25 protein-coding genes are annotated in these 25198 nt (G+C 40.9%); 18 read left to right on the forward strand and 7 right to left on the reverse strand.

Going from position 1 to position 25198, the window contains the following annotated elements; translation table 11 throughout:
* Positions 1–115 precede the first annotated feature (115 nt).
* The 4 genes from ezrA to ACRYKC_RS16895 all read left to right on the forward strand — a co-directional run bounded on the left by ezrA (position 116) and on the right by ACRYKC_RS16895 (position 6268).
* The gene (gene ezrA, locus ACRYKC_RS16880; protein ID WP_433808458.1) at positions 116–1807 is read left to right on the forward strand and encodes a septation ring formation regulator EzrA; all 1692 of its coding nucleotides are present in this window, start codon (positions 116–118) and stop codon (positions 1805–1807) included.
* A gap of 419 nt (positions 1808–2226) precedes the next feature.
* Entirely contained in the window at positions 2227–3369 is a 1143-nt protein-coding gene (locus ACRYKC_RS16885) for a cysteine desulfurase family protein (protein ID WP_433808460.1), read from the forward strand.
* 2 nt (positions 3370–3371) lie between these two features.
* Complete coding sequence (gene thiI / locus ACRYKC_RS16890; protein WP_433808462.1) at positions 3372–4580, forward strand: tRNA uracil 4-sulfurtransferase ThiI; 1209 nt, start codon at positions 3372–3374, stop codon at positions 4578–4580.
* Between the two features lie 101 nt (positions 4581–4681).
* A complete protein-coding gene (locus ACRYKC_RS16895) occupies positions 4682–6268 on the forward strand; it encodes an amidohydrolase (protein WP_433808464.1) in 1587 nt (528 codons plus the stop codon).
* Positions 6269–6310: 42 nt separating this feature from the next.
* Here ACRYKC_RS16895 and ACRYKC_RS16900 read toward each other — a convergent pair whose 3' ends face one another.
* Positions 6311–7114 carry an NAD kinase gene (locus ACRYKC_RS16900; protein WP_433808466.1) on the reverse strand — a complete coding sequence of 268 codons (804 nt, stop codon included), beginning with the start codon at positions 7112–7114 and terminating at the stop codon, positions 6311–6313.
* 234 nt (positions 7115–7348) lie between these two features.
* Here ACRYKC_RS16900 and ACRYKC_RS16905 point away from each other — a divergent pair, with 234 nt between their 5' ends.
* From ACRYKC_RS16905 to ACRYKC_RS16920, 4 genes are all read left to right on the forward strand, one after another.
* A complete protein-coding gene (locus ACRYKC_RS16905) occupies positions 7349–8338 on the forward strand; it encodes a class I SAM-dependent methyltransferase (protein ID WP_433808468.1) in 990 nt (329 codons plus the stop codon).
* A gap of 125 nt (positions 8339–8463) precedes the next feature.
* Positions 8464–9654, forward strand: coding sequence for an acetate kinase (locus ACRYKC_RS16910; RefSeq protein WP_433808470.1), 1191 nt, complete (start codon positions 8464–8466; stop codon positions 9652–9654).
* 97 nt (positions 9655–9751) lie between these two features.
* A complete protein-coding gene (locus ACRYKC_RS16915) occupies positions 9752–10582 on the forward strand; it encodes an EcsC family protein (protein WP_433808472.1) in 831 nt (276 codons plus the stop codon).
* Between the two features lies 1 nt (position 10583).
* Complete coding sequence (locus ACRYKC_RS16920) at positions 10584–11096, forward strand: MogA/MoaB family molybdenum cofactor biosynthesis protein (protein ID WP_433808474.1); 513 nt, start codon at positions 10584–10586, stop codon at positions 11094–11096.
* A 38-nt stretch (positions 11097–11134) separates the two neighbouring features.
* On the opposite strand, the gene ACRYKC_RS16925 is transcribed toward ACRYKC_RS16920, so the two are convergent.
* Both ACRYKC_RS16925 and ACRYKC_RS16930 read right to left on the reverse strand, forming a co-directional pair.
* Positions 11135–11587 (reverse strand): universal stress protein, encoded by a 453-nt coding sequence (locus ACRYKC_RS16925; protein ID WP_433808476.1) that lies wholly within the window; start codon positions 11585–11587, stop codon positions 11135–11137.
* 245 nt (positions 11588–11832) lie between these two features.
* Complete coding sequence (locus ACRYKC_RS16930; RefSeq protein WP_433808478.1) at positions 11833–13152, reverse strand: purine-cytosine permease family protein; 1320 nt, start codon at positions 13150–13152, stop codon at positions 11833–11835.
* A gap of 94 nt (positions 13153–13246) precedes the next feature.
* On the opposite strand from ACRYKC_RS16930, the gene ACRYKC_RS16935 reads away from it, so the two are divergent.
* Together ACRYKC_RS16935 and ald are read left to right on the forward strand one after the other, a co-directional pair.
* A complete protein-coding gene (locus ACRYKC_RS16935; RefSeq protein ID WP_433808480.1) occupies positions 13247–14005 on the forward strand; it encodes an SDR family oxidoreductase in 759 nt (252 codons plus the stop codon).
* Positions 14006–14151: 146 nt separating this feature from the next.
* A complete protein-coding gene (gene ald, locus ACRYKC_RS16940; RefSeq protein WP_433808482.1) occupies positions 14152–15270 on the forward strand; it encodes an alanine dehydrogenase in 1119 nt (372 codons plus the stop codon).
* A gap of 110 nt (positions 15271–15380) precedes the next feature.
* Here the strand turns inward: ald and ACRYKC_RS16945 are convergent, their stop codons facing one another.
* The gene (locus ACRYKC_RS16945; protein WP_433808484.1) at positions 15381–16349 is read right to left on the reverse strand and encodes a bile acid:sodium symporter family protein; all 969 of its coding nucleotides are present in this window, start codon (positions 16347–16349) and stop codon (positions 15381–15383) included.
* A 221-nt stretch (positions 16350–16570) separates the two neighbouring features.
* Between ACRYKC_RS16945 and ACRYKC_RS16950 the strand changes: the two genes are divergently transcribed.
* The 7 genes from ACRYKC_RS16950 (at position 16571) to ACRYKC_RS16980 (ending at position 22810) form a co-directional block, all read left to right on the forward strand.
* On the forward strand, positions 16571–17080 hold the full coding sequence (locus tag ACRYKC_RS16950; RefSeq protein WP_433808486.1) for a DUF4178 domain-containing protein: 510 nt from the start codon (positions 16571–16573) through the stop codon (positions 17078–17080).
* A 15-nt stretch (positions 17081–17095) separates the two neighbouring features.
* Complete coding sequence (locus ACRYKC_RS16955; protein WP_433808488.1) at positions 17096–17767, forward strand: PspA/IM30 family protein; 672 nt, start codon at positions 17096–17098, stop codon at positions 17765–17767.
* Positions 17768–17843: 76 nt separating this feature from the next.
* Positions 17844–18512: a DUF4247 domain-containing protein gene (locus ACRYKC_RS16960; protein WP_433808490.1), complete on the forward strand. Its 669-nt coding sequence runs from the start codon at positions 17844–17846 to the stop codon at positions 18510–18512.
* A gap of 14 nt (positions 18513–18526) precedes the next feature.
* Positions 18527–18922 carry a DUF350 domain-containing protein gene (locus ACRYKC_RS16965; protein ID WP_433808492.1) on the forward strand — a complete coding sequence of 132 codons (396 nt, stop codon included), beginning with the start codon at positions 18527–18529 and terminating at the stop codon, positions 18920–18922.
* Positions 18923–19068: 146 nt separating this feature from the next.
* Positions 19069–20622, forward strand: coding sequence for a polyamine aminopropyltransferase (locus ACRYKC_RS16970; RefSeq protein ID WP_433808665.1), 1554 nt, complete (start codon positions 19069–19071; stop codon positions 20620–20622).
* Positions 20623–20659: 37 nt separating this feature from the next.
* Entirely contained in the window at positions 20660–21340 is a 681-nt protein-coding gene (locus ACRYKC_RS16975; protein WP_433808494.1) for a metal-dependent hydrolase, read from the forward strand.
* A 156-nt stretch (positions 21341–21496) separates the two neighbouring features.
* Positions 21497–22810: a DRTGG domain-containing protein gene (locus ACRYKC_RS16980; RefSeq protein WP_433808667.1), complete on the forward strand. Its 1314-nt coding sequence runs from the start codon at positions 21497–21499 to the stop codon at positions 22808–22810.
* 38 nt (positions 22811–22848) lie between these two features.
* Here ACRYKC_RS16980 and ACRYKC_RS16985 read toward each other — a convergent pair whose 3' ends face one another.
* Entirely contained in the window at positions 22849–23145 is a 297-nt protein-coding gene (locus ACRYKC_RS16985; protein WP_433808496.1) for a YtpI family protein, read from the reverse strand.
* A gap of 127 nt (positions 23146–23272) precedes the next feature.
* On the opposite strand from ACRYKC_RS16985, the gene ACRYKC_RS16990 reads away from it, so the two are divergent.
* On the forward strand, positions 23273–24226 hold the full coding sequence (locus ACRYKC_RS16990; RefSeq protein WP_433808498.1) for a DHH family phosphoesterase: 954 nt from the start codon (positions 23273–23275) through the stop codon (positions 24224–24226).
* Between the two features lie 14 nt (positions 24227–24240).
* Here the strand turns inward: ACRYKC_RS16990 and ytrI are convergent, their stop codons facing one another.
* Positions 24241–24738 carry a sporulation membrane protein YtrI gene (gene ytrI / locus ACRYKC_RS16995; RefSeq protein WP_433808500.1) on the reverse strand — a complete coding sequence of 166 codons (498 nt, stop codon included), beginning with the start codon at positions 24736–24738 and terminating at the stop codon, positions 24241–24243.
* Positions 24738–25070: a sporulation membrane protein YtrH gene (gene ytrH / locus ACRYKC_RS17000; protein ID WP_433808502.1), complete on the reverse strand. Its 333-nt coding sequence runs from the start codon at positions 25068–25070 to the stop codon at positions 24738–24740. Before ytrH ends, ytrI begins: the two co-directional genes overlap by 1 nt.
* Between the last annotated feature and the right edge of the window lie 128 nt (positions 25071–25198).

The raw sequence follows: 25198 nt of genomic DNA on the forward strand, positions 1-25198 counted from the left end.
ATTATTTTGAAATATCTTAGCCAAAAACACTCTTTACATGGTATCATTATATACAATTAATTAATAAACGGGTCGTAATACATACGTGGACTTGGAACTTGTAAGGAGGCTGTTTATGAAGTTCGTCATTGGGGCTATTTTGCTGTTGATCGTGCTGTTCATTGTAGGACTGATTTGGCGTAAAAAGGTTTATGATGAAGTCGATCGTCTTGAAAGTTGGAAGATGGATATCATGAATCGTAGAGTAACGGAAGAGTTGTCCAAGGTCAAGAGCTTGAACTTGTCAGGAGAAACCCAGGAAAGATTTGAGAAATGGAGAAGCCGCTGGGATCGGATCCTTACAAAAGAACTTCCAGCATTGGAAGAGAATCTTTTTGATGCAGAAGAAGCTGCGGATAAGTATAAGTGGAGACATGTGAAAAAAGTATTAGCAGAGACTGAGAATAAACTTATGAGTATTGAAGATGATATTCAAAAAATGTTTGAAGAATTGGAGAATCTCTTGGATTCTGAAGAGAAAAGCAGAACCGAGATCGAATCACTTGAACCAGAACTAAAGGAATTATCTAAGGCTCTCATTCACAACCGCTATCAGTTTGGTAAGGCGATTGCATTTTTTGAAACTCGCGTAGAGGGTTTGGAAAATAGATTACAAGAATATGAGCAGCTGACAGCTCAAGGCGATTACATTGAGGCTAATTCGCTTGTACAGTCGATAAGAGAGGACCTTCTTTTACTTCAGGAAGAGATCTCTTTGTTTCCTGATCGATACCGAAAAGCAAATGCTGAGTTGCCTGAATTACTAAATGAATTAAAAAATGGACTGGAAGAGATGGAAGCAGAAGGCTACAGGATCTCACACTTAGATTACTATCCCGAGATTGAAAAGTATGAAGGATTACTACAAGAGAGTGTAGATAAGTTAGAAAAAGGCGATCAGACCGATGTTGAAGAGTTAATTGTTGAAATCGAAACCAGAATACAAGAAATGTATCAAGTATTAGAAAATGAAGCTGTTGCTCATAATTTTGTCGAAAAGCAATATGAACCTATTCAGGCTCAACTGGATCGTCTGACTCAAGTTATTACAGCTACTGAGAGAGAACTTGAAGAAACACAAACGGCTTACCAGCTGGATGATGATGACGTAGAAACGTACCGAGGAATAAAATCCTGGTACACACAGGTAAGAAACAAGGTATCAAGCGTTGACCATAAGAGACAGGATGGAAAAACGGCCTATACAGAAATTCGCGACCAGCTTCGTCATCTACAGCAACAATTAAATGAATTACAGGAGAAACATGAGGAATTTAATGAGCGGATCCAGACCCTTCGGAAAGAAGAAACAGACGCGAAAACAAAGCTCTCTAACATGGAACAATTACTTCTGGAAACACATCGGCGATTAAAGAGGAGTAACATCCCGGGAATACCGACATCGATCTATGAAGATATGAAAGCAGCTAGTGAGCAAATGGATGAGGCGTTTTTAAGTCTTGAAAAGCAGCCTCTTGATATGCTGGAAGTACAAACGAAGTTGCAAGAAGCCGAAGAGCTTACAGAAAACCTTCATGCACATGCAGAAAAAATTATGCAAAAAGCATCTTATGCTGAACGTCTTATTCAGTATGGGAACCGTTATAAAAGCAAGTACCCAATTCTTGCAGCCAAACTGCTTGAAGCTGAGAATGAGTTCCGTTCTTATCGCTATGAAGAAGCACTTGAGCTTGCATCAGAAGCAATGAAAGAAGTAGATCCAGACGCACTTTCTCGAATTGAAGAGAAAGAACAAGTACTTGTTTAGAAAGTGGTAAAAGAAGAATACTGGCTGGACTTTATGGGTTTTCGTTTTCGTATTTAATCTATCATCGGATTCAACCGTTGAAGTCTTGAAGCAAACCTTCCCAGTACATCCATGCTAGAAGAGGGCTGGCTTCTCATTTCAGATCGGGGAGAACACTGAGCAAGGTACAGTGAAAAAAGATACCAGGTTTATCATTGCAACGAAAATCTTGTTGAGAAATAGTTCGTAGACGTCAGGGGAGACGGCAAGATAAGAATCAATCCCCTCCTAGAAGGATTAGATGCAAAGGATAACGGAATAAAACACCGGGTTTTGCTGCTGAGCAAAACCCGGTGTTTTTTAGGTTGCAAGTATTTATTTTTCAATAGTGTTATGATAATATAGTGGACTGCAATTTGTGATAAAGGAGTACATGGCCCATGATTTATTTAGATAATAGCGCAACGACCCATCCATTGCCTGAAGTGCTTGCAAGCTATCAAAAAGTAGCTGATCAATATTATGCAAACCCTTCATCTGTCCATCGATTTGGAAGTGAAGTTGAACGTTTGCTGCAGCATTCTAGAAATCAAGCTGCTCACTTACTGGGAGTAGATCCTCAGGAAGTAATTTTCACCTCAGGTGGAACAGAAGGAAATAATATGGCAATTAAGGGAATTGCATTTATGCACCAGGATCGAGGGAAGCATTTAATTACTTCTAAAATCGAACACCCCTCTGTAATGGAAGCATACCGTGCGTTAGAGTCATTGGGTTTTGAAGTCTCATATATAGATGTAAACCGTCATGGAATAGTTGATCCGAAGAAAGTAGAAGAAGCGATAAGAGAGGACACGATTTTAGTTAGTATAATGTCCGTAAACAATGAACTAGGAACGGTTCAGCCTATTCAGGAAATTGGGAATATCTTAAGAAAATACCCAAAATTGTTTTTCCACGTGGACCATGTCCAGGGTCTCGGCAAGATCAATCTGCCAATCAAAGGTTCGGGCATAGACTTATGTACGATTTCCGGACATAAAATCCACGGGTTAAAAGGAACAGGTGCTTTAATTGTACAAAAAAACGTTTCCTTATTTCCTTTATTACACGGAGGCAGTCAAGAAATAGAAGTACGCGCAGGAACCGAAAATCTGCCTGGAACCGTTGCTTTTGTAAAGGCACTAAGATTGAATTTGGAAACTCAAAAACAATCACTACAGGAACTGAGGTCTGTCCGCGAAACACTGTGGAGCGAGTTAACAAGAATTGATGAAGTTGTCATCAATTCGCCAGAGGATGGTGCCCCTCATATCGTCAATTTTTCTATTCCAGGATACAAGCCTGAGGTAGTCATTCACGACTTAGGCGAAAAAGATATTTTTATTTCGACAAAGTCTGCTTGTTCCTCTAAGCAGCCTGATGTTAGTTCTGTTTTGAAAGCTTGTAACTTGGATCGTTCTCGCACAACCTCAGCACTCAGAGTAAGTTTATCCTATCAAAATACGAAAGATGAGATACTCACGTTCATCGATGCTCTTAAAGATACAATCAAAAAACTACAACCAACAATGGGGAGATAAACATGAACTTTGATCAAATCATGGTACGTTATGGTGAAATGGCTTTAAAAGGCAAAAACCGAAAAGCCTTTGAACAGCGGCTCAAGCATAACCTTTCCATAAAATTAAAAGCATTTCCAAATACGAAAATTACAAAGACAAGAGGCAGGATGTACATTCTCCTAAACGGAGAAGACCCGCATCAAGTGATGGCGGAATGTCAGGAAGTTTTCGGCATCCACAGTCTAAGCTTTGCAGTCAAAGTCGAAAAGACTGAAGAGCAGTTGAAAGAAGCAGCCCTTCTAGCCTTTCACGATGCGAAGGATGCCAAAACATTTAAAATATCTTCAAAACGTACGGATAAGGATTTTCCGATACAATCTTCGGACTTAAACCCGCTTCTTGGTGGGCATATTTTAAAAAACACCGATGGCGTGAGAGTGGATGTTCATCACCCTGACGTGGAAATCAAAGTAGAAGTGCGCCACGACGCTGCTTACGTTACAGCCCAGGATTATCCTGGTGCTGGCGGACTTCCGGTTGGGACAACAGGAAAATCACTTCTCATGCTATCTGGCGGTATTGATAGCCCTGTTTCAGGTTATCTCACGATGAAGCGCGGAGTACAAATCGAAGCCATTCATTTTCACTCACCGCCTTACACGAGTGACCGTGCAAAGCAAAAAGTGATTGACCTTGCTAAAGAGCTATCAAGGTTTGGTAAGTCCATTAAGATTCACGTCGTTCCCTTTACAGCTGTACAGCAAAAAATTCATAGAGAAATGCCTTCTGGTTACAGCATGACGATCATGAGAAGAATGATGATGAGGATTAGCGAAAGAATTGCACAGAAGCAAGGTATACTATCGCTTACTACTGGAGAGAGCCTTGGCCAAGTAGCTAGTCAGACGATGGAAAGTATGAATACCATCAACGAAGTAACAAACTACCCGATCATACGCCCTCTCGTCTCTATGGATAAACTAGAGATCATTGATATTTCAAGAAAAATAGGAACTTATGATATCTCTATTCGTCCATACGAAGATTGCTGTACAGTGTTTGTACCAAAGGCCCCTAAAACAAAACCAACTAGGGAAAATGCCAATTATTACGAATCCAATACTGATTTCAGTGAGGATATTAATCGTGCAGTAGAGGAAACGTACACGATTGAAGTGAGTACCTCTAATAACGAGCAAGAATCTAATGAATTTAGTGATCTACTATAAACCAATCACCCGCCGCACTAGCTGCGGTGGGTTTTTTTATTTCTTTTTACAACTGAAGTATGATATATGTAGTACTAAAATGAAGAGAGGATGAACTAGCTGTGAAACTTTGGTATGGTGGCAAGATCTACACGATGAAAAACGAAGGCCAATGGGTGGAAGCTGTGGTGACAAATGAGGGGAAAATTACAGCAGTAGGAGATACACAGGAGCTCTATTCCCGTTATCAAGACGAGATTACAGAAGAGCATAACCTGAAAGGGTCTGTTATGTACCCTGGATTCACAGATAGTCATCTCCATATCATTGGGCATGGGGAACGGCTGATGCGTCTTGATTTATCGTTCATGAAATCAGCGGAGGAGGTAAAACAGGCACTCAGACAGCATACGGAACAGCTGAATCCTGGAGAGTGGGTTATTGGAGACGGTTGGAACGAGAATCAGTGGGGAGAGAAGAGGATAATACATAAAGATGAGTTGGATGAGATATCCCAAGATCACCCAATGATGCTTACGCGTGTATGTCGACATGCTCTATTGGCGAATACGAAAGCGATGGAATTAGCTGGTATTATACGTGATACGGAAGACCCACAGGGTGGGGTGATTGTGCGCGATGAGGAAGGTGAAGCGACCGGGTACTTTCATGATAAGGCACAAGACTTGATCAAGGCTGCTATGCCTGAAGTTACTCCTGAGTACCTTAGAAAGGCGACCGAGCTTGCTGTCAAAGATATGCATACGTTTGGCTTAGTCGGAGGCCATAGTGAAGATCTGAATTATTACGGTGGCTTCAAGAAAACGTATGACGCTTTTACAGATGTCATTGATGGAAAGGAGAACAAGTTCAGAGCCCATCTGCTAGTCCATCATGGTGTGATAGAAGATGTTGATCAAGAAAGGCTGGGTTATAAGAAAGGAACTGAATTTGTTGAACTTGGGGCGTTGAAAATCTTTTCTGATGGGGCACTCGGTGGAAGAACAGCCTGGCTCACGGAACCTTATTCGGATGACCCAGACAACTATGGCGTAGCGATTCATACAGATAAAGAACTGGCAGCACTTGTGAATGAAGCGAGAAAGCGTGACATGCCTGTAGCGGTTCACGCAATAGGGGATGGAGCGGTGGAAGCAGTGGCCGACGCCATTGCAGAGAATCCATTGGAAAACGGCGAAAGAGACCGAATCATCCATGCTCAAATCCTAAGACCAGAATTAATGGAAAAACTGAAGAATCTGAATGTAGTCTTAGATATCCAACCTACATTTGTTTCATCCGACTTTCCATGGGTGATGGACCGTATTGGTAACGTACGCCTGAAAAATTCATATTCATGGAAGACTTTGCTTGATGCAGGAATTCTATGTGCAGGAGGGTCAGATGCGCCTATAGAAGAAATTAACCCGCTTCTAGGAATCCGTGCAGCCGTTGACCGCCGTGCCACCTACGATCATCAAGTGTATCAGGCGGAGGAAAAACTGTCTGTATATGAAGCCATTTCTTTATATACAAAAGGAAGTGCCCAGGCAATAGCCAGGGAAGATACTCATGGCTTGATTGAGCCCGGTTTTGTAGCAGATTTTACGGTTCTCGATAGAGATCTTTTTGCATTAAAATCTCATGAGCTCGCTGATGCAACGGTAACCATGACGGTTGTGGATGGAGAAATCATGCATAAAAGGTAACAATAAAGCCGGACTGATGAAGTTCAGTCCGGCTTTTTACGTTTATAAGAAAGTGCGTTTCACACGATCCCAGTAGGTATTATTTTTTAGCTTAACCGTTTTAATCACATTGTCACTCAACTTAACAGTAACCTCTTTAATATTTCGAATGGAGTAGGCTTCATTATCCATACCAATGACGGGGTAATCGTTTCCATCTTGAGTAACTTGTAATCTTAACGTGCGTTCTCCACTTAGGATGAAGGAAGACCCTAGCGTACGGAACCGGTTGTTATTTAAAGAAGCCAATTCACTTACTTGAAAGCAAGGTAGTTTCGGATCTACGACGGCTCCTTTGGTAGATTTGTTATAACCCGTGCTCCCTGTAGGTGTTGCAACAATTAAACCATCTCCACGAAATGTCTCAAAGTGAAGGTCATCAATATGAACATCGATGTCAATCGACTTAATGAGAGTCGATCTTACACTGCATTCATTCAGGCACAAGTAAGAAGACTCATTATTGACTGTTGCTTCAATAACAGGAAATCTTCGTACTTCGACTTCTGCATTCTGCATGGATTCCACCATTTCATCGTGGTCATCAATACTGAAGTCACAATAAAGTCCTGCTTCGTTGTGACTGCGGATCCCTACATAGAGGCAGTCCTGGCGAAAGCCTGTTTTTCTGACTGCTTGTAAAAAGGTACCATCTCCGCCAACAGCTACGATGATATTAGCATCTTTAGCATCCTCAACGACATGAAAATCATTATCGCGGGCAAGCCTGAATAAAGGCTCAAGTTTTTTGTCAAGTTCTTGGTTCGGGTGATAATAGAAGTAAAGGTTTCTACGTTGATCAGCCACCATGAATCCTCCTTTATGTAGTCATATCGTCATTTTATCACTTATCAGATGTAACCGCACCCAATTTTGCTACAAATCAGTCAAATCGTTCATTGTTGAATACAAATGAATATTTCGATATGGTTGTGATAGAATCAAACTCGAGATAAGGTACGGAAATGGCTGGCGCATGGATCGTTGAACACCTATGCGTCGCTTATTTTTGAGTATGAGTAGGACTAAAGGAGAATGAAAATGAAACAAGGACAAGTTGAAAAACTATTTGAATGGCTAGATGAGACTTCTACAATTGTCTCTGAGGATATGAACGTCACTTATCTAGAAGGCTTAGCGGAAGCGCTGGATGTATTATTTAATGAAAAGCCATTTGATGATTTGGATAAAAGGCTTCAGACGAAACTTACGAATCGATTGACGAAAGTGAATAAAGAGGAGTTTGAGAAAGAAGAAGTCCGTAAAGCTGTGCAATTAACGATTTTAAAAGGAATGAAAGGGGCTACGCAGCAACAGCACCTAATCACTCCGGATTCGGTGGCGATGTTTATGGGCTATCTCGCTTCTAAACTGTTTGAAGGTAAGGAAGAATTGAAGCTTTTCGATCTTGCCTCAGGTTCCGCCAACTTGTTGACATCAGTCATGAACCAGCTGGAGATGCCTCTGCGTGCTTATGCCAGTGAAGTTGATCCAACGCTTATTCAATTGGCCGTTGCAAATGCTAACTTACAAAAAAATAACATTGAATTCTTCCATCAGGATAGCCTGCGTCCATTTTTGATAGAGCCTGTTGATTTTGTATTAGCCGATCTTCCTGTAGGCTACTATCCGGATGATGTCCAGGCATCAAGGTATGAGCTCAAAGCAGAAGAAGGACATTCTTATGCCCATCATCTATTTATTGAACAGGGTCTGAATTATACAGAAGAGGGTGGCTATCTCATGTTTATCGTCCCTAACTTCCTATTTGACAGCGACCAATCAAAAGCCTTGAATGCGTACTTGCGCGAACACGCTCATATCGTGGGGATGCTGCAGCTTTCTGACTCTTTATTTAAAGATGAGAAGCATGGAAAGAGCATTTTGATCCTGCAAAAGAAAGGGCAAGAAACAAAGCCACCAAAACAAGCGTTACTCGTCAAACTGCCTTCATTCAAAAACCCTGAGGCCATGGCTGACATACTAGCTCAGATGAATCAGTGGTTTGATGAATATAAAGCGACACAATAGTGAGAAAATAACGAATATAAGAAGTAAACGTTATCACGCCTTTTCTGCCTTGAAAATGATTAGAACGGGTGATTAAATGGTAATGGTAGAAATATACGAACCTAATTTTGAGGGGATGAGCAACGTTGAGTAATAAAATTCTTGCTATAAATGCAGGTAGTTCATCACTGAAATTCCAATTGATTGAAATGCCTGAAGAAACGGTTATAACAAAAGGTTTAGTGGAACGTATCGGCCTTGACGATGCGGTTTTCACAATTGAAGTAGGGGAAGAAAAGGATAAGACGGTTACTGATATCCCTGATCATGGTGAAGCTGTTAGGTTGCTATTAGATAAACTAACTGCTAACGGCATCATCGAGTCCCTTGATGAGATCAATGGCGTTGGACACCGCGTCGTGCACGGTGGGGAGCGCTTCAGTGAATCTGTGTTAATTACGGATGAAGTAATACAAGAAATAGAAGAAGTGTCTGATTTGGCACCCCTTCATAACCCTGCGAACTTGACTGGGATTCGCGCTTTCCGTGAAGTACTTCCAAATGTACCTCATGTAGCTGTATTCGATACAGCCTTCCACCAGTCTATGCCTGAGCAGTCATACCTTTACAGCTTGCCTTATGAGTATTATGAGAAGTACGGCATCCGTAAATATGGTTTCCACGGTACATCCCATAAATATGTATCTGAGCGTGCTGCGGAAATGCTTGGTCGTCCGCTTGAGCAGCTTCGTATTCTTTCCTGTCACTTAGGTAATGGCGCGAGTATCGCTGCCATCGAAGGTGGAAAATCAATCGATACTTCTATGGGATTCACACCGCTTGCTGGTGTAACAATGGGAACTCGTTCTGGTAACATTGATCCAGCCTTGATTCCATTCATAATGGAGAAAACAGGTAAAACTGCGAATGAAGTTATGAACGTCCTTAACAAAGAAAGTGGTATGTTGGCCCTTTCCGGTTTCTCAAGTGATTTACGTGATATTGAAGAGCGTTCTTCCGAAGGGGATGAGCGTGCAGAGCTAGCACTTGAAGTATTTGCTAACCGTATCCACAAGTACATTGGTTCATATGCGGCTCGTATGCATGGAATTGATGTCATCGTCTTTACTGCTGGTGTAGGAGAAAACAGTACATCCATCCGTGAGCGTGTCCTTAAAGGACTAGAGTTCATGGGCGTTTACTGGGATCCTTCTTTAAACCAGGTTCGTGGAAAAGAAGCATTCGTCAACTACCCGCACTCACCAGTTAAAGTCATGATTATTCCGACAAACGAAGAAGTCATGATCGCCCGTGATACGGTAGAAAAAGGGATGTAATATAGTTAGAGAAGCAATTGCCGCGGAGTGGCAATTGCTTTTTTTTTGGTAAAAGAGCTACAATGAAGATAGGACTAACGGGCAGGGAGTGATCGTTTTGTCAAAAGAACGAGTAGCGATGGAAGTGGATAATTGGCTCGCACAATTCAGGAATTACCAGCCTAACGATTTTGAGATGATTTACGATGACTGGATTCAGCAGAGCTTTTATAAAGTAGACCCAGGAATAAAAGAAAAGTTTTTTTCAAAGTTAGATGATTGGTTTTTCCATACTCACGCCTTTTTACAAGGTACTTCTTTTCAAAATGAGGCCAGGGGCCGTATATTGACTGTTGGACGTGTGCTGGCTGAGAATATTGAGAACATTACAGATATGCGAAAAGAGCTGAGTGTTGACCAACTCACTTACATAGCAGAACAACAAATCGCGCGTGGGCGTCTTTATTCGTTTGCTCAAGGAGGCTTGACTGGAACGGGTGGCTGGCTGCTGCTTGGACTGGATTATCCCTTGATGATGGTTATGAATATTAGGGCTGTTCAACTGGTGGGGCTCACCTTCGGTCATGAAATGAATCATCCTTATGAAATGATGATTTCTCTGAAGGTTTTTCACGCAGCGACTTTGCCAAAGCGGCTCCAGGGTGCTGCTTGGAAAGACCTTATAAATGAAGTAAATGATAAAAATCACCCGTACATTTTCGAAGGGGAAGACAGACTCACTAATGAATCCTGGATCGAACAACCGTTAAAGCAAGCTTTCAAATCACTTTTTATTCTCACCTTTAGAAAAAAAGTTTTTCAAGGGCTTCCGTTTATTAGTATTGCGATCGGGGCTTACTCAAATTATCACCTGACCAGACAAGTGACGGACTTTGCCTTGAAGTTTTATCAATATCGTCATTTAAAACAAGAAGAAAGGGAGGCCTGAGATGTCAGTCGAAGAGCATAAAAAGCAGGCACCTGCTTCCGTTTCTTGTATGGTCGTTACAATCAGTGATACTCGTACAAAAGAATCTGATAAAAGCGGACGACTTATGATGGAATTCTTAAAGCAGAAAGGGCATTACATTAAAGATTATAGAATTGTTCACGACGAAGAATCTGAGATTAGGGAAGCTTTGGAAGTAGGAATTCAACAAGCTGAAGTGGAAGTTGTTCTTACAAACGGAGGCACAGGGATTGCTGCAAGGGATGTTACGATTGAAGTAGTCGAATCCCTTATAAATAAAGAAATTCCAGGTTTTGGTGAGCTATTTCGTATGTTGAGCTATACGGAGGATATTGGATCAGCTGCTCTATTATCCAGAGCAATTGGCGGTGTCAGTGGAAACACTGCAGTATTTTCTACGCCAGGTTCCAGTGGAGCTGTTAAGCTTGCAATGGAACGATTAATTTTACCAGAGCTTAGTCATGTTGTGCGTGAATTGAAGAAAGACCTATAAAAAATGCCCTGCTCATAAGCAGGGCATTTTTTCTTTTATCATTCCATTGTCTGTTCAGGGCGTACAACCAAGACATCGCAATTGGCATAACGCGTAATATGTTCAGATACACTTCCGATGAAAAAACGTTCCATTGCGTTCAGACCTGTAGCACCACATATGATGAGGTCGGCATTATGTTTTGGAGCTACGTCTTTAGCAATTTTAACTTTTGGAGATCCGTATTCAATGTCGATGACGACGTTTTTCACTCCTTCATTTTCCGCCTTTTCTTTGTAATCCTTCAATAAATCGCTTGCATATTGTTCAGCTCTTATTGCAAGTGAACGATCATACGCTTCAACCGTAGCGAAAGCTCGAGTATCCACAACATGAGACAGTATCAGTGTGGCATCATTTCGATTGGCGATATCAATCGCCTTTTTAAAAGCACCCTCAGCTGTTTCAGATCCATCCACCGCAACGACTATGTCCTTATATTCGAATGTCATGTTGCATGCCCCCTTCCATTTTGTTACTACTATTATAACATGTTCCTTTACGGTATAGACCAATGTCTCCTTCATATTTTAGTAAGTTTTGTGAACATTAAGACAGAGGTGGTTATAATGAATGATCCAAAAAACACTTTGCAAGTCGAACAAGATGCAGAAAAAGAAATGTTGAGTTCTTTGAATGAGAGCTACCGTTCCGAAAAGGAACCTAGAACTACTGAGAAATAAAATAAGACTTGGGGCTAGCCCCAAGTCTTATCTCTTATTATAAATGGATAGGAAACCATAAGAACGATGAAAGTGATGAATCCAGGTGACCATTGCCCGGGTAATAAAAAGTATAGGATACAACCAAATATAATCATAATCATTGCCCAAGGATTTATACTTGATGTCTTAGTCAGCTGAGCAAGTGCCTGTTTATTTAGATGGCGGCGTTTGACAATCAAGTAATCACTGCAAAGAATCGCCGATATAGGGATGATGAGACCGCCCAATAAGGAAATATAAGACTCTGCTTCATTAACTAGGGCAGGAAAGCCGCTTAGCAGCACACCGAGAAAGCCAAAAACGAAAGCACTTTGTACTCGCGTGAGCCGACTGAAGGTATTGAGAAGACTATAGCCTCCCGTATATGCATTACTGATATTTATTGAGATCATGGAAATAACAGCGGTTAAAGTGATGATCGTTATAAAGATAGGAGAACTTGTCTGTTCACTCGCAGATACATACGGATTGATATCTCGGAATAGATAGGCGGATGAACAACCGATCAGTGCAGTTAGTAAGAAGCCGGCACCATTTCCGATGAAAAGACCCCAGAAACCGTGGACTGGTGTCTTGGAGTAGCGTGTCATGTCGGCAGCAGCGCTAACACCGGATACATATTGGACAAAAGCAAGACTCGCATAGAAAAACATGTTGGATAGACTACCATCTAGAGCACCTTGCTGAAGCTTTTCCCATGAACCTTGGCCATTATTTGTAGTAAAGTAAATGTAGAGGATCGTCAGTTCTCCTAAAAGTAGGAAAGGGAGAAAGTAGGTAGTCGCTTGTTTAACGGCATCAAACCCAATAATAGCTAGAGTCACCATTAATATGGATAATGGAATTGAGAAAATTAGAAACGGCAGGTCATAACCTGTCAGTCGAATAAACAATTGCTGAATCACATATGTACCGCCAATGGTTTGCACACTAAACCAGTATAGCGAAGTCAGACTGCGAATCGGGGAGGAAAGATATCGAGCGCCCTGGACTCCTAAAATGGTGCGAATAGCGTACTGAGCAGGAATCCCCAAACGGGAACCAGGTAAAGATAGATAGGAGACAAATAGAAATCCCACTAAGGCGCCTAAACTGGTTGCCAGTACTCCACTCCAAAAAGACAATCCACCATCTATTACGGATAGCGCAGGTACGATAAAATTACCCGCATTTGCAGCTATAGAGAATTGTATAAAAGCGAATCTGTACCAAGGAGTGGATTGCTTTTCCTTAGGTACAGATTCTAATCCAAAAGTTTCGATCATTTCCTTACGTGAGGCTGTAGTCCTCATCAGGCTCCACTTCCCTTCTGCCGCACTTATTTTACAGAAGGAGCGATCTATTGTAAACAAAACGATATGTGATGTAGAACGAGGAGGAAAAGTTATGCGACATGCAATCATTACAGCCGGCACAAAAGGGCTAGGCAGAAAAGTTACCGAACAATTGTTAAATAAAGGAGTGTCGGTAACGGTTACTTATCGTTCCGATAAAGATAAAGCCATGGAGCTACTGAATAAATTCCCGGGCAGACAACAGGATATTCAAATCTTACAAATAGATGTGACTTCTACTAAGGATCTACAGAATCTTGTAGAAAAGACTATTGAAAGATTTGGTCGTGTAGATTACCTGGTGAATAACGCTGGGCCATATATTTTCGAGAGGAAAAAATTGATGGATTATTCTACGGAAGAGTGGGACGCTATGATCAGAGGGAATCTAGACGCGGTTTTTCATCTTCTGAAATTAACGGTTCCCTATATGAGAAAACAAAAATTTGGGCGTATCATTAATTATGGCTTTCAAGGAGCTGGAGGAGCTTCAGGCTGGATCTATCGTTCGGCATTCGCTGCAGCAAAGGTAGGGCTCGTTTCTTTGACTAAATCCATTGCATTTGAAGAGGCGGAGAACGGAATTACTTCAAATATGATTTGCCCCGGACATATTCAAGGAGACTGGAAAGAGTCTTCCATTAATGATGGAAGGCAATTCGTCGATAAGGAAACTCCGATTGGCCGTCCGGGCACAGGAGAAGACATTGCGCGAACAATTGAATTCCTATGTCATGAAGATTCCGATATGATTACTGGAACCATATACGAAGTAACTGGTGGAATGGATGTCATTCATCGGTATAGATAATTTTCTTTGATGTAGTTTATCGATTGCCTTCGCCATAATGAAAAGGCTTACATAGGGAACTACTCACTAGAAAAGAATCATGTTATAGTTGAAACGGAAGTGTGGAATTAGAGAATGGAAAGAATGGAATGGGAGGTTGGATGGTTATGAAGATCGGAGTACCACGTGAAATAAAAAATAATGAAAACCGTGTAGCCATGACACCAGCGGGAGTTATTACATTAACCAATGCAGGGCATGAAGTTTTTGTAGAAACGAATGCAGGAGCAGGTTCCAGTTTTACAGATGCCCAATATGAAGAAGCGGGAGCAGTCATCGTCCCATCTGCTAAAGAAGCCTGGAGTCAAGAAATGGTGATGAAAGTAAAGGAGCCCCTTCCAGAGGAATATGGGTATTTTTATAACGGACTGATCTTGTTTACTTATTTACATTTAGCTCCAGAACCAGCACTCACTAAAGCGTTGGTTGAGAATAATGTAGTCGCGATTGCTTACGAAACTGTACAGCTCGACAATGGGTCTCTGCCTTTATTAACTCCTATGAGTGAAGTGGCGGGTCGAATGGCGTCTCAAATTGGCGCACAGTTTCTTGAAAAGTCTCACGGAGGCAAAGGTATTCTATTAGGTGGTATACCTGGTGTGAGGAGAGGGCGTGTAACCGTAATTGGCGGCGGTGTTGTAGGTACCAATGCAGCAAAAATTGCAATGGGACTAGGGGCTGATGTTACGATTATTGATTTGAATCCTGAGCGTTTACGTCAACTGGATGATATATTCGGTTCAGATATCAATACCTTGATGTCGAACCCTTTGAATATCCAGGAAGCTTTAGCTGAATCCGATCTGGTCATTGGGGCTGTGCTCATTCCGGGAGCTAAAGCACCGAAGTTGGTGACGGAAGAAATGGTGAAAGCTATGAAGGAAGGATCTGTTATCGTTGATGTAGCGATTGATCAGGGTGGCATTTTCGAAACAACTGACCGAATCACTACCCATGATAATCCCACTTATGAAAGACATGGGGTACTTCATTACGCAGTAGCGAATATGCCTGGTGCAGTTCCTCGGACCTCTACTATAGGTTTGACGAACGTAACAGTACCATACGCTCTTCAGCTTGCCAATAAAGGTTATGTGCAAGCTTGTAAGGATAACGAGGCATTATTTAAAGGGATCAATACGCTAGAAGGTTATGTTACTTATCGGGCGGTTGCGGAAGCACAGGGACTCGAATATGCCGATGCGAGAGATTTAATTAACCGATAATAATTCACCCAGCAGAGCTCAGAGTTCTGCTGGGTTGTTTTTGTCTAACTCAGTACGATACCTGAAAAAAACCTTAGCTATAGTCAATTGACCCCAGTGCACTTAACTTCTCAGGAAGCTTGGTGAATGTCTGAGCTTTCTTTTGCATTTTCCTTTTCTTTTTGCTTACGAAAGATTGTAGCAATAACTGGGCCTGAGATGTTATGCCAGACACTGAAGATCGCGCTAGGTACAGCTGCCAGCGGGCTGAAATGCACAGCAGCTAAGGAAGCACCAAGGCCAGAGTTTTGCATGCCGACTTCGATAGAGACGGCTCGTTTTTTGGTAGGGTCCATTTTAAACAGCTTTCCTAAACCATAACCAGCAGCATACCCAAGAGCGTTATGTAAAACGACAATGGCAAAGATGGTTGCCCCCGTTTCAGCGATCTGCGCTTTATTCACACTCACTACAGCAGCGACGATCGCCACAATGGCTATTACAGAAACAAGAGGTAAAGCTTTAACCCCTGCCTGAATTTTCTGGCGAAAAATGGCTTTCACCGTTAATCCTAATAAAATGGGCACGAGTACGATCTTAACAATCGATAAAAATAAGGCACTAGCTGAAACCGGCAGCCACTGACTTGCGAACAATAAAACAAGCACTGGGGTTAATAGCGGTGCTAATAACGTAGAAACAGCCGTTATCGATACCGAAAGGGCAGTGTCTCCTTTAGATAAATAAGTCATTACATTGGATGAGGTTCCTCCTGGGCAGCAGCCAACTAATATCACCCCTACAGCTACCTCTGGTGATACAGGCAAAATAGTTACAAGTAAAAATGCGAGAAGCGGCATTAAAGTATATTGAGCTCCGACTCCAATAGCAACATCTTTTGGACGCTTGAAGACCTCTTTGAAATCCTCTTTAGACAAAGTTAATCCCATTCCGAACATGATAATTCCAAGTAATGGTACGATATAAGGGGCGATCCAGGTAAATCCAGATGGTATAATAAAAGATAAGACCGCAAAAAGTAAGACCCAAATGGCGAAGGTGCTCCCTACAAAGTTACTTGCTCTTTCCAATGCTTTCATTTTTTACACTCCTTTTTCTAGTTGATTGATTTTTGATTATACTAGGATTTCTGAATTTTCAAAGCTTGTCTGCAGGGAAAAAAATGAAAAAAATACAGGGTTCGACGTTTTTTAAATGAATCATGGTCTTTAAATCAAAAAAATAAAAAATGTGAAACCTAAAAGGTAGTTGTTCCGTACATAAAGGTACACAAGATCATAGTTGAAGGAGAGGTGAAGATTTGGGGTTCTTTTCAAAATTGTTTTCAAATAAAAAGCAAACACCAGAGGTTAAGGAACGAACGGTTTTGAATATCCAGATAGGAGATATCGTCACGTTCGATCTTGTGGACTATGAAGTCGTTGGTAAAATTACCTACAGGGATGGTTCCTATGAGTGGTTTGCCTATCAGCTTCTGGAAGGAAGTCATACAAAATGGTTATCGGCTGAAATGGACGATGAACTAGAGCTTGGTGTGTATGAGACGATCAAGCTTCCGGTCACAGAGCCATTTCCTAAACAATTAGAATATGAAGGAATGACGTATTATAAGGATGAAGAGGGCGAAGCGCGTGTATCAGGCGAAGGAAGAAGCCAGAATATTAATGGACGATTAACGCGGTATGCCGATTACATTTCCGAGGATGAAGAGACCTATATAAGTTTAGAATCTTGGGGCAGTGAAGTCGAAGTCAGTTATGGTCGTGATATTGAACCCTACGAGATTAAAATTATTGCTGGTTCTAAATAATAAGGAGGAAATAAAATGTTTAAATTTTTCAAACGTGTAAAAACTGTCGTTGGTTCAGAAATGAATGCGATGCTTGATAAAGCAGAGGATCCAGTGAAAATGTTAGATCAATTCATGCGTGACATGGAGAGCGATATCCGCGATGCTGAAAGTGCTGTTGCCAAGCAAATTGCCAATGAAAAAATGCTCAAGCGTAAGTATGATGATGCTCAAGCCCTCGTAGATAAACGTATGAAACAAGCGGAGCAGGCGATTGAATCAGGAAATGATGATTTAGCTCGCCGTGCACTAGAAGATAAGAAAAATCATCAAGAGCAAGCGGATCAGCTGAAGGAATCATGGGAGCGTGCTCAACAGGATTCCAACAATCTGCGTAAAAAGCTTGACGAAATGAAAAAAGAATACCAAGAAATGAAACTGAAAAAAGATTCACTAAAAGCACGTGCCGAATCTGCCAAAACACGTACGAAGATGAACCGCACAATGTCCAACATTGGTGGGGACGAGTCACTCCAGGGATTTGAACGCATGGAGGAAAAAGTTATGCGTTATGAAGCGGAAGCGGAAACAAGTGAAGATATGTCTTCAGAAAGTCGTTCGCTTGATGATGAGTTTGAAGAGTTAAATAAAAAAGATGATGTTGATGATGAGCTTGCAGCTCTTAAAAAGAAAATGAACAAAGAATAACAGCATTTGTTAAGAGAATACGTGCCTGACGTTATGTCGGGCACGGTTATTTTTCAGGGAAGGAGGAACGGTTGAAGTGAGAGAATTTGGAGGAATCATTGTTGTAGGAATCATAGCGATTGTTTTATTATTCAATGTTTTTGGTAATGATGAAGCTTCAAGAGGAATATCTGGTTCCTATACAGAAGATACATATAATGAATTACCGAGTGAACCAGATCGTTCAGAAATACTGGACAACATTCGGAATTCGAATGCAAACTCTATTGAAGAACTAGTGAAGAATAATTTTCCTCTTCTGGATACAATCCAATCGGATCAAGGGATGTCACGTATTTACATGACTCGAGAATTAAGCCTGCCGGAAGTATCAGAAGCGTTATCGGATAAGATAAACCCAGAAGAGATTAGTGAACGTCAAGAAAGCAAGCAAGTCCTGATTTACCCCGAGCATTTTGTAATCATACAAGAAAGCGATGAAGAACCTGGAGTAATAACCATTGAGCTTGCCAGCGATCAGTTTGTCAGAAACAATTATCATCCAAGCTTCTTTCAGGGAATGCTTGCTTACTACATTTTAGATGAAGTATTGGATGTAGATGACTGGCATAAGAAAAGAAATTCCAGATGTAAGCAGACAGGAGACTGTTATAGTGGCTATGGCATGTATGGGAACTATAATTCAGGATCTGGATCATTAAGAGGGTCTTCTAATCGAGGTGGAGGACCTGGAGCAGGAAAATAAAGGAGGCATTACGAATGGGACCATTTTTAGCAACATTAGGTTATTTTGTTATTGCAATTATAGTTGTATTCATTGGACTATTAGTTTTTGAATGGATGACTAGACAATATAAAGATTGGGAAGAGGTTAAGCGTGGAAATCAGGCAGTTGCTATGTCGATTTCTGGTAAGATTATTGGCATATGTATCATCTTGGCATTTGCTATTTACCATTCCTTCACTGTATGGGATACCTTGATTTGGGGTGCGTATGGAGTCATTCTTCAAATGGTTGCTTATGTATTGTTTGAACTACTCACTCGCAAGTTCTCAGTAGAAACGAAGCTAAAAGAAAATAATACTGCGGTGGGGATCATTTCTATGGGGGTTTCCATTGGTCTTGCTTTTGTTATCGGTGCGTCGATTACATAAGTGTTTGAAAGCCACTATCTTCTAGTGGCTTTTTCTCTTCTCTTTAACAAAGAAGGAGTCAAAGAGTTTCTTTAAACGATAGATGTTAATTTTAGAATCCATAAGCTGACAAAGGCTTTAAAAGAATTTATTTAGGTGGAGTGAACATTTTGGAAGCACATAACGTGAAAAAGACTCACTTTATTTATTGGGCATCAGGTATTGTTTCCATATGCGGGATCATTTTTGAGGTGTTATTTGGTGCACTTGGTTCTTACATTCTTGGGGATGGTGTAAAACAGTACACGTTAACAATCAGTTTGTTTTTGACAGGGATGGGCATTGGAGCAAGTATCAGTGAAAAAGTCATGAAAAACCTGATTATTACCTTTGTTTGGATTGAACTGATGGTCGCCTTGATCGGTGGCTTCTCAAGTTTTACGATGTTTGGGATGACCGCTTTTGCACCTGATGGAACGGATGCTCTATTTTTGTATTTAATCACTTTTACAATAGGGGCATTAACCGGTCTTGAACTTCCAATTTTGATTCGAAAAGCCAATGACATTGGTGAAGAACTTAACAGGAGCACAGCACGAGTTTTATTTTCTGATTATGCTGGAGGTTTAATCGGTGGGTTGTTGTTCGCATTTTATTTACGCCCTCAAATGGGCATGGTGAAAAGTGCTTTTTTTGTAGCTTGTATTAATTTAATGGTAGCCGTGATTATCCTTTATCTTTTTCGTTCTGATATCAAAAGATTTGCTATGCATATGTCTGGTGCATCAGTAATTGGGTGTTTGCTTATCGCAGGGTTGTTTTTCGGTGAAGAGATGGCCTTTTCATTCGAGCAGAAGCTGTATAAAGATCCGATTATACATATGGAAGAGAGTGCTTATCAGAAGATTGTTTTGACTAAAGAGCAAGGAGATACTCGATTGTTTTTAAATGGCTCTCTTCAATTCAGCTCTTCAGATGAATACCGCTACCACGAGACGCTCGTTCACCCCCCGGTCTCATTAGCAGCATCTCCTAGGAATGCCCTTGTTCTAGGTGGCGGAGATGGAATTGCTGTAAAAGAACTACTGAAATATAAACAGCTTCAGGACATTATGTTAGTAGACCTGGATCCTGCAATCACAAAGTTAGCTAAAACAAATTATCACCTTTTGCAACTGAATAAGGGAGCCTTGAGTGATGAACGTGCCCACGTTCTAAACCAAGACGCCTTCGAATTTCTGGAACAATCAAAAGATATGTATGATGTGATTATTGTTGATTTGCCTGATCCAAATAATGAAAGTTTAAACAAACTCTATACGAAAGAGTTCTATTCATTAGTTCGGAACCATCTTTCACCAGAGGGGGTAGCAATGATACAAGCTACGAGTCCGGTATTTGCTACAGATGTTTATTGGACGATCAATGAAACAGTGGCTGCTACGGGGATGCATACCGAAAATTTTCACGTCGACATTCCCAGTTTCGGTAACTGGGGCTTTGTTATGGCTAGCAGAGAGCCTATGGACTTAAACGAACTAGAGATAGAGGCGGAAACAAAATTTCTAACAAAAGAGGTTTTGCGTTCAATGACAGTGTTTGGAAAAGATGAAGACAGGGAAATCGTAAACACTGAAGGTGAAATCATCTCACTTAAACCCAACACACTGATCGATCCTCATCTGATACAGAAGTATGAAAGTGCATGGCAGCATTATTAATGAGATGAGTGTGGAATTTTTAAAAGGAGTGTTAATTGTGAAAGTATCTTATCACGGACATTCAGTTGTAAAAGTGGAAGCAAACGGAAAAACGATTTTATTTGACCCCTTCATTTCAGAGAATGGAAACACCGACCTGAACGCGGATGATGTAAAGGCAGATGTGATTTTGCTTACCCATGGACATAATGATCACGTAGGAGACACTTTTAATATTGCTGCACGCAATGGATCGCAAATTGTCGCTCCCTTTGAATTGGCCACTTATTTAGGGAATAAAGACTTAAACGCACATCCTATGTACATTGGCGGAGGGCATGAGTTCGATTTCGGCCACGTAAAATTCACACAAGCTTTTCATGGTTCTTCTTACACAGAAGAGGATGGTACAATCGTATACACTGGTATGCCTACAGGCATTCTTTTGACGATTGATGGAAAAACAATCTATCATGCTGGAGATACTGGATTATTCTCAGATATGAAAATGATTGGAGAAAGAAATGACATCGATTTAGCCTTCTTGCCAATCGGTGACAATTTCACAATGGGGCCAGAGGATGCCCTTGTTGCTGCAGAATGGATCAATGCAAAACAGGTTGTTCCGATTCATTACAACACCTTTGACCTAATCAATCAGGATGGCAAGGGTTTTGCGAACAAAGTAAAACCCGGAAAAGGATTGGTTATGGAACCTGGAGACACATTAGAGCTTTAATTTATAAGAAGTAAGCCTTCTGTCATTTATAGGCAGAAGGCTTTTTTTATATCCGTCTTCAAAGAATTTTGGAAGAAATTGCAGAGAAACTGTATCAATTGTATAATAACAATAATAACCCAATTGATTAGTACAGTTAGAAAGTTTGGTGGACGGATGGCAACAAAACATGAACAAATCTTAGAACACATTGAATCGCTCTCTGTCGGGAGCAAGATTTCAGTTCGAAGTATTGCGAAAGCGCTAAATGTAAGTGAAGGGACAGCATATCGTGCAATTAAGGAAGCTGAAAATCAAGACTTGGTAAGCACGATGGAACGGGTAGGTACGATTAGGATAGAGAAGAAGAAAAAAGAAAATATTGAACGGTTAACTTTCGCAGAAATTATCAATATTGTAGATGGCCAAGTGCTTGGGGGAAGAGAAGGTCTATACAAAACCTTAAGTAAATTTGTCATTGGAGCCATGAAGCTTGAAGCGATGATGCGGTACACAGAAGCTGGATCACTGCTAATTGTCGGAAACAGGACGAACGCACATGAATTAGCGGTTGAAGCCGGGGCAGCGGTTTTGATTACCGGAGGTTTTGATACAAGTGACACGGTCAAAAAGCTTGCTGACGAAAAACAACTCCCTGTAATTTCTACAAGCTATGATACATTCACAGTAGCTACAATGATAAACCGTGCGATTTATGATCAATTGATTAAAAAAGAGATTGTGCTTGTTGATGACATTTATAAGGCACTTGATCAGACGGAATTCTTAAAAGTCAGTGACAACGTTGAACGATGGCATGAATTTAATAAAGAAACAAATCATAGCCGTTATCCTGTGGTGGATAAACAAAATAGAGTCGTCGGTATTGTCACTTCTCGTGATGTGATTGGCTATGATTCATCGGTAAGAATTGACAAAGTCATGACAAAAAATCCGATGACGGTTCATACAAAAACTTCTCTGGCTAATGCCGCTCATGTAATGGTGTGGGAAGGAATTGAACTGATGCCTGTCGTCGATCCATCACATAAGCTTCAAGGAATCATCTCTAGACAAGACGTGTTAAAAGCGTTGCAGCATATTCAGCGTCAGCCTCAAGTGGGGGAGACCATCGATGACTTAGCGACAAATCAATTAGAAGTTGTTGAAACTGATGATCAATCTCACGTTTTGACAACAAGAGTGACTCCGCAAATGACCAACCAGCTTGGAACGATGTCCTATGGAGTTTTCGTATCCTTAATTACAGAGTCTTCGAGTGGTTTGCTGAGAAAATATAAAAAAGGTGACCTCGTTGTAGAAAACATATCCGTGTATTTTATAAAACCGGTCCAAATAGAAAGTGAAATTACTATAAAACCTCAAATCCTTGAGGTAGGCCGAAAGTTCGCTAAGGTAGATGTGGAAGTACACCATGATGGTGCCATCGTTGGGAAAGCGTTGTTGATGGCTCAATTAATTGACCGCTGACATAGGAAAAGTCGCTGCCTTAAGCAGCGACTTTTCATTTAAGGTTGGGTTTGATGTTTTTGGTATTCGTTACGATAATGTTTGCTTGCTTTCCATCCTGACTGAGCTTGAAAAATTCCCAAGGCGATAAATATTAGCCCTATGAATAAGGACAGTTTCGTTTGATAAAACACATATTGGTTGACCCCGAAAAATAAAATAAAGCTTCCAAGAAAGATTTTAGATTTACTATTTAAATATTCCTGTGTTAAGGGATCACGTGTACGTACGATCATTACTTTGTAATAAATGTACAGTACAAAGGAAATAACGATAAGAAGAGGAAAAATAAACACGTAGTATCGACTCCTGCAGTAGATTTTTTTCTATTTAATTGTAGCTTGTTTTCTTTTAAATGGCTACCTGTGGATAAAAATATATGGTTTAATGAAGGGACAAAGAGGAAAAAGGAAGGTTTTGTGTATGTCTACCGAATCAATAGCTCAATCAATCAAAGATTTTTCTACCATTATCATTCATCGTCATGTCCGTCCAGACCCTGATGCATATGGGTCTCAGGGTGGCCTTGCTGAGATTATAAAAGGAAGCTTTCCGGATAAGCAGGTGTTGGTCACTGGTGAAAGTGAACCGAGTTTGTCTTTTCTGGCAAAGATGGATGAGATTCCAGATGAGGCTTATGAAGATGCTCTTGTGATTGTCTGTGATACTGCGAATCAAGCAAGAATTGATGATCAGAGGTATAAAAAAGGAAAAAAACTGATTAAAATTGATCATCATCCAGAAGTGGATCGTTATGGAGACATTCAGTGGGTAGATACGTCTTCCAGTTCAACTTGTGAGATGATTTACAGTTTTTATTTGAATAGTAGGGATCAAGGTTTTGCTATGAATGAAAAAGCTGCAAGGCTGTTGTATGCAGGTATCGTAGGCGATACAGGGCGTTTTTTATTTCCAAGTACAACAGAAAAAACACTCTCCTATGCAGCAGAACTAGTCAATTATGAGTTCGATCGCAGGCTATTATATAATGAAATGTATAAGACGCCTTTACACGTAGCGAAATTGAAAGGATACATCCTACAGAATTTCACGGTTCATGAAGAGGGGTATTCTACGATTCGTCTTTCCAAGGAAATCCTAGACAAACACGGAGTGACCGCTAACGAAACAAGTCAGCTTGTAGGGTTATTGGGAGATATAGAAGGAATTCTGGCGTGGGTCTTCTTTGTAGAGGAGGAAGACAGCATTCGTGTCCGACTTCGTTCCAAAGGGCCAGTTATTAATGGAATAGCTGCTAATCATAATGGCGGTGGTCATCCAATGGCATCTGGGGCTAAAGCAGAGAGTTGGGAAGAAACTGAACAGATTGCCAAAGAATTAGAGCAAGTCTGCAAGGAACATAAAACAAGCAGGTGAGCGATCACCTGCTTTTATCGTAAGATCTTGATCTCCAATTCAAATTGAATGACTTCTGAAATGATTAGCTTGGATACTTTTAATTCATAGGATAAATCGTCTACTACATAGTTTTTACTTTCAATGGTTGTAACGATTAGGTCCGACTGGCTTGCTACGGTTACCAAGTCTTTGCCTGGAATTGAGGAAAGCTGGTCTTTGACCATGCTAGTCAGCTGATGTTGGGTAAGCAAATCGACTTCAAGCTTTTTAGCATTTGTATAAGCTACTTTGATATCTGTAACCGATAAGGGTTTTGTATCGCTTCCGCTTTGTTGATTTTTTAAAAGGGCTTCATATTTGTCTTCGACTTCGTTTAATTTAGATGAAAGTTCGATGTGCTCCTTCGTGTACTGTTCTTGAAGCTGGCCATGGATGAACAGAAAAAACAGGTAACCGATAATAGCGCCAAATGCTAGCCCTGCAAAAAAACGTTTCCATTCGGTCCTCTGGTAGTAAGGAGGAATATGCATTAGGTGACTTCCTCTCCCAGCAGCCACTCAAACAGGAGCAGAGCAGTTTTAACGCCTCCCATAGCGGAGACAATCATCATAATTTGTTTAAAGACATCAAATGTCGAACCGTCAAAGATTCCTTTTTCAAAATTACTGATTGCATCAAATGTGCCGCCAATAGCTGCAACAATTGCCCAAATTCTTAAGCTCTTAGCGATTCGAAACATTGCTGTAAGCGGTGCTTCTCCAGTAATATAACTACCGATACTGCCAATAATTGTCCCCCCTAAAATCACTCCGAACGCGATAAAGAAACATTGAATCATTGAGATTACTAAACGATCATCCATCTTGTCCCTCTTTTCGCTAAGGGGATTTACTCTCTTTACTAGAAAGTATTCCTCCTTAGAGGTATTTATGCAGAAGGCTTTCTTCTCTACTAGGGACTTCGCTATAATCTACAGTGAAAGAAGGTGAA

Source organism: Halobacillus sp. A1-3, from assembly GCF_050971765.1.
Classification (GTDB): domain Bacteria; phylum Bacillota; class Bacilli; order Bacillales; family Halobacillaceae; genus Halobacillus; species Halobacillus mangrovi_B.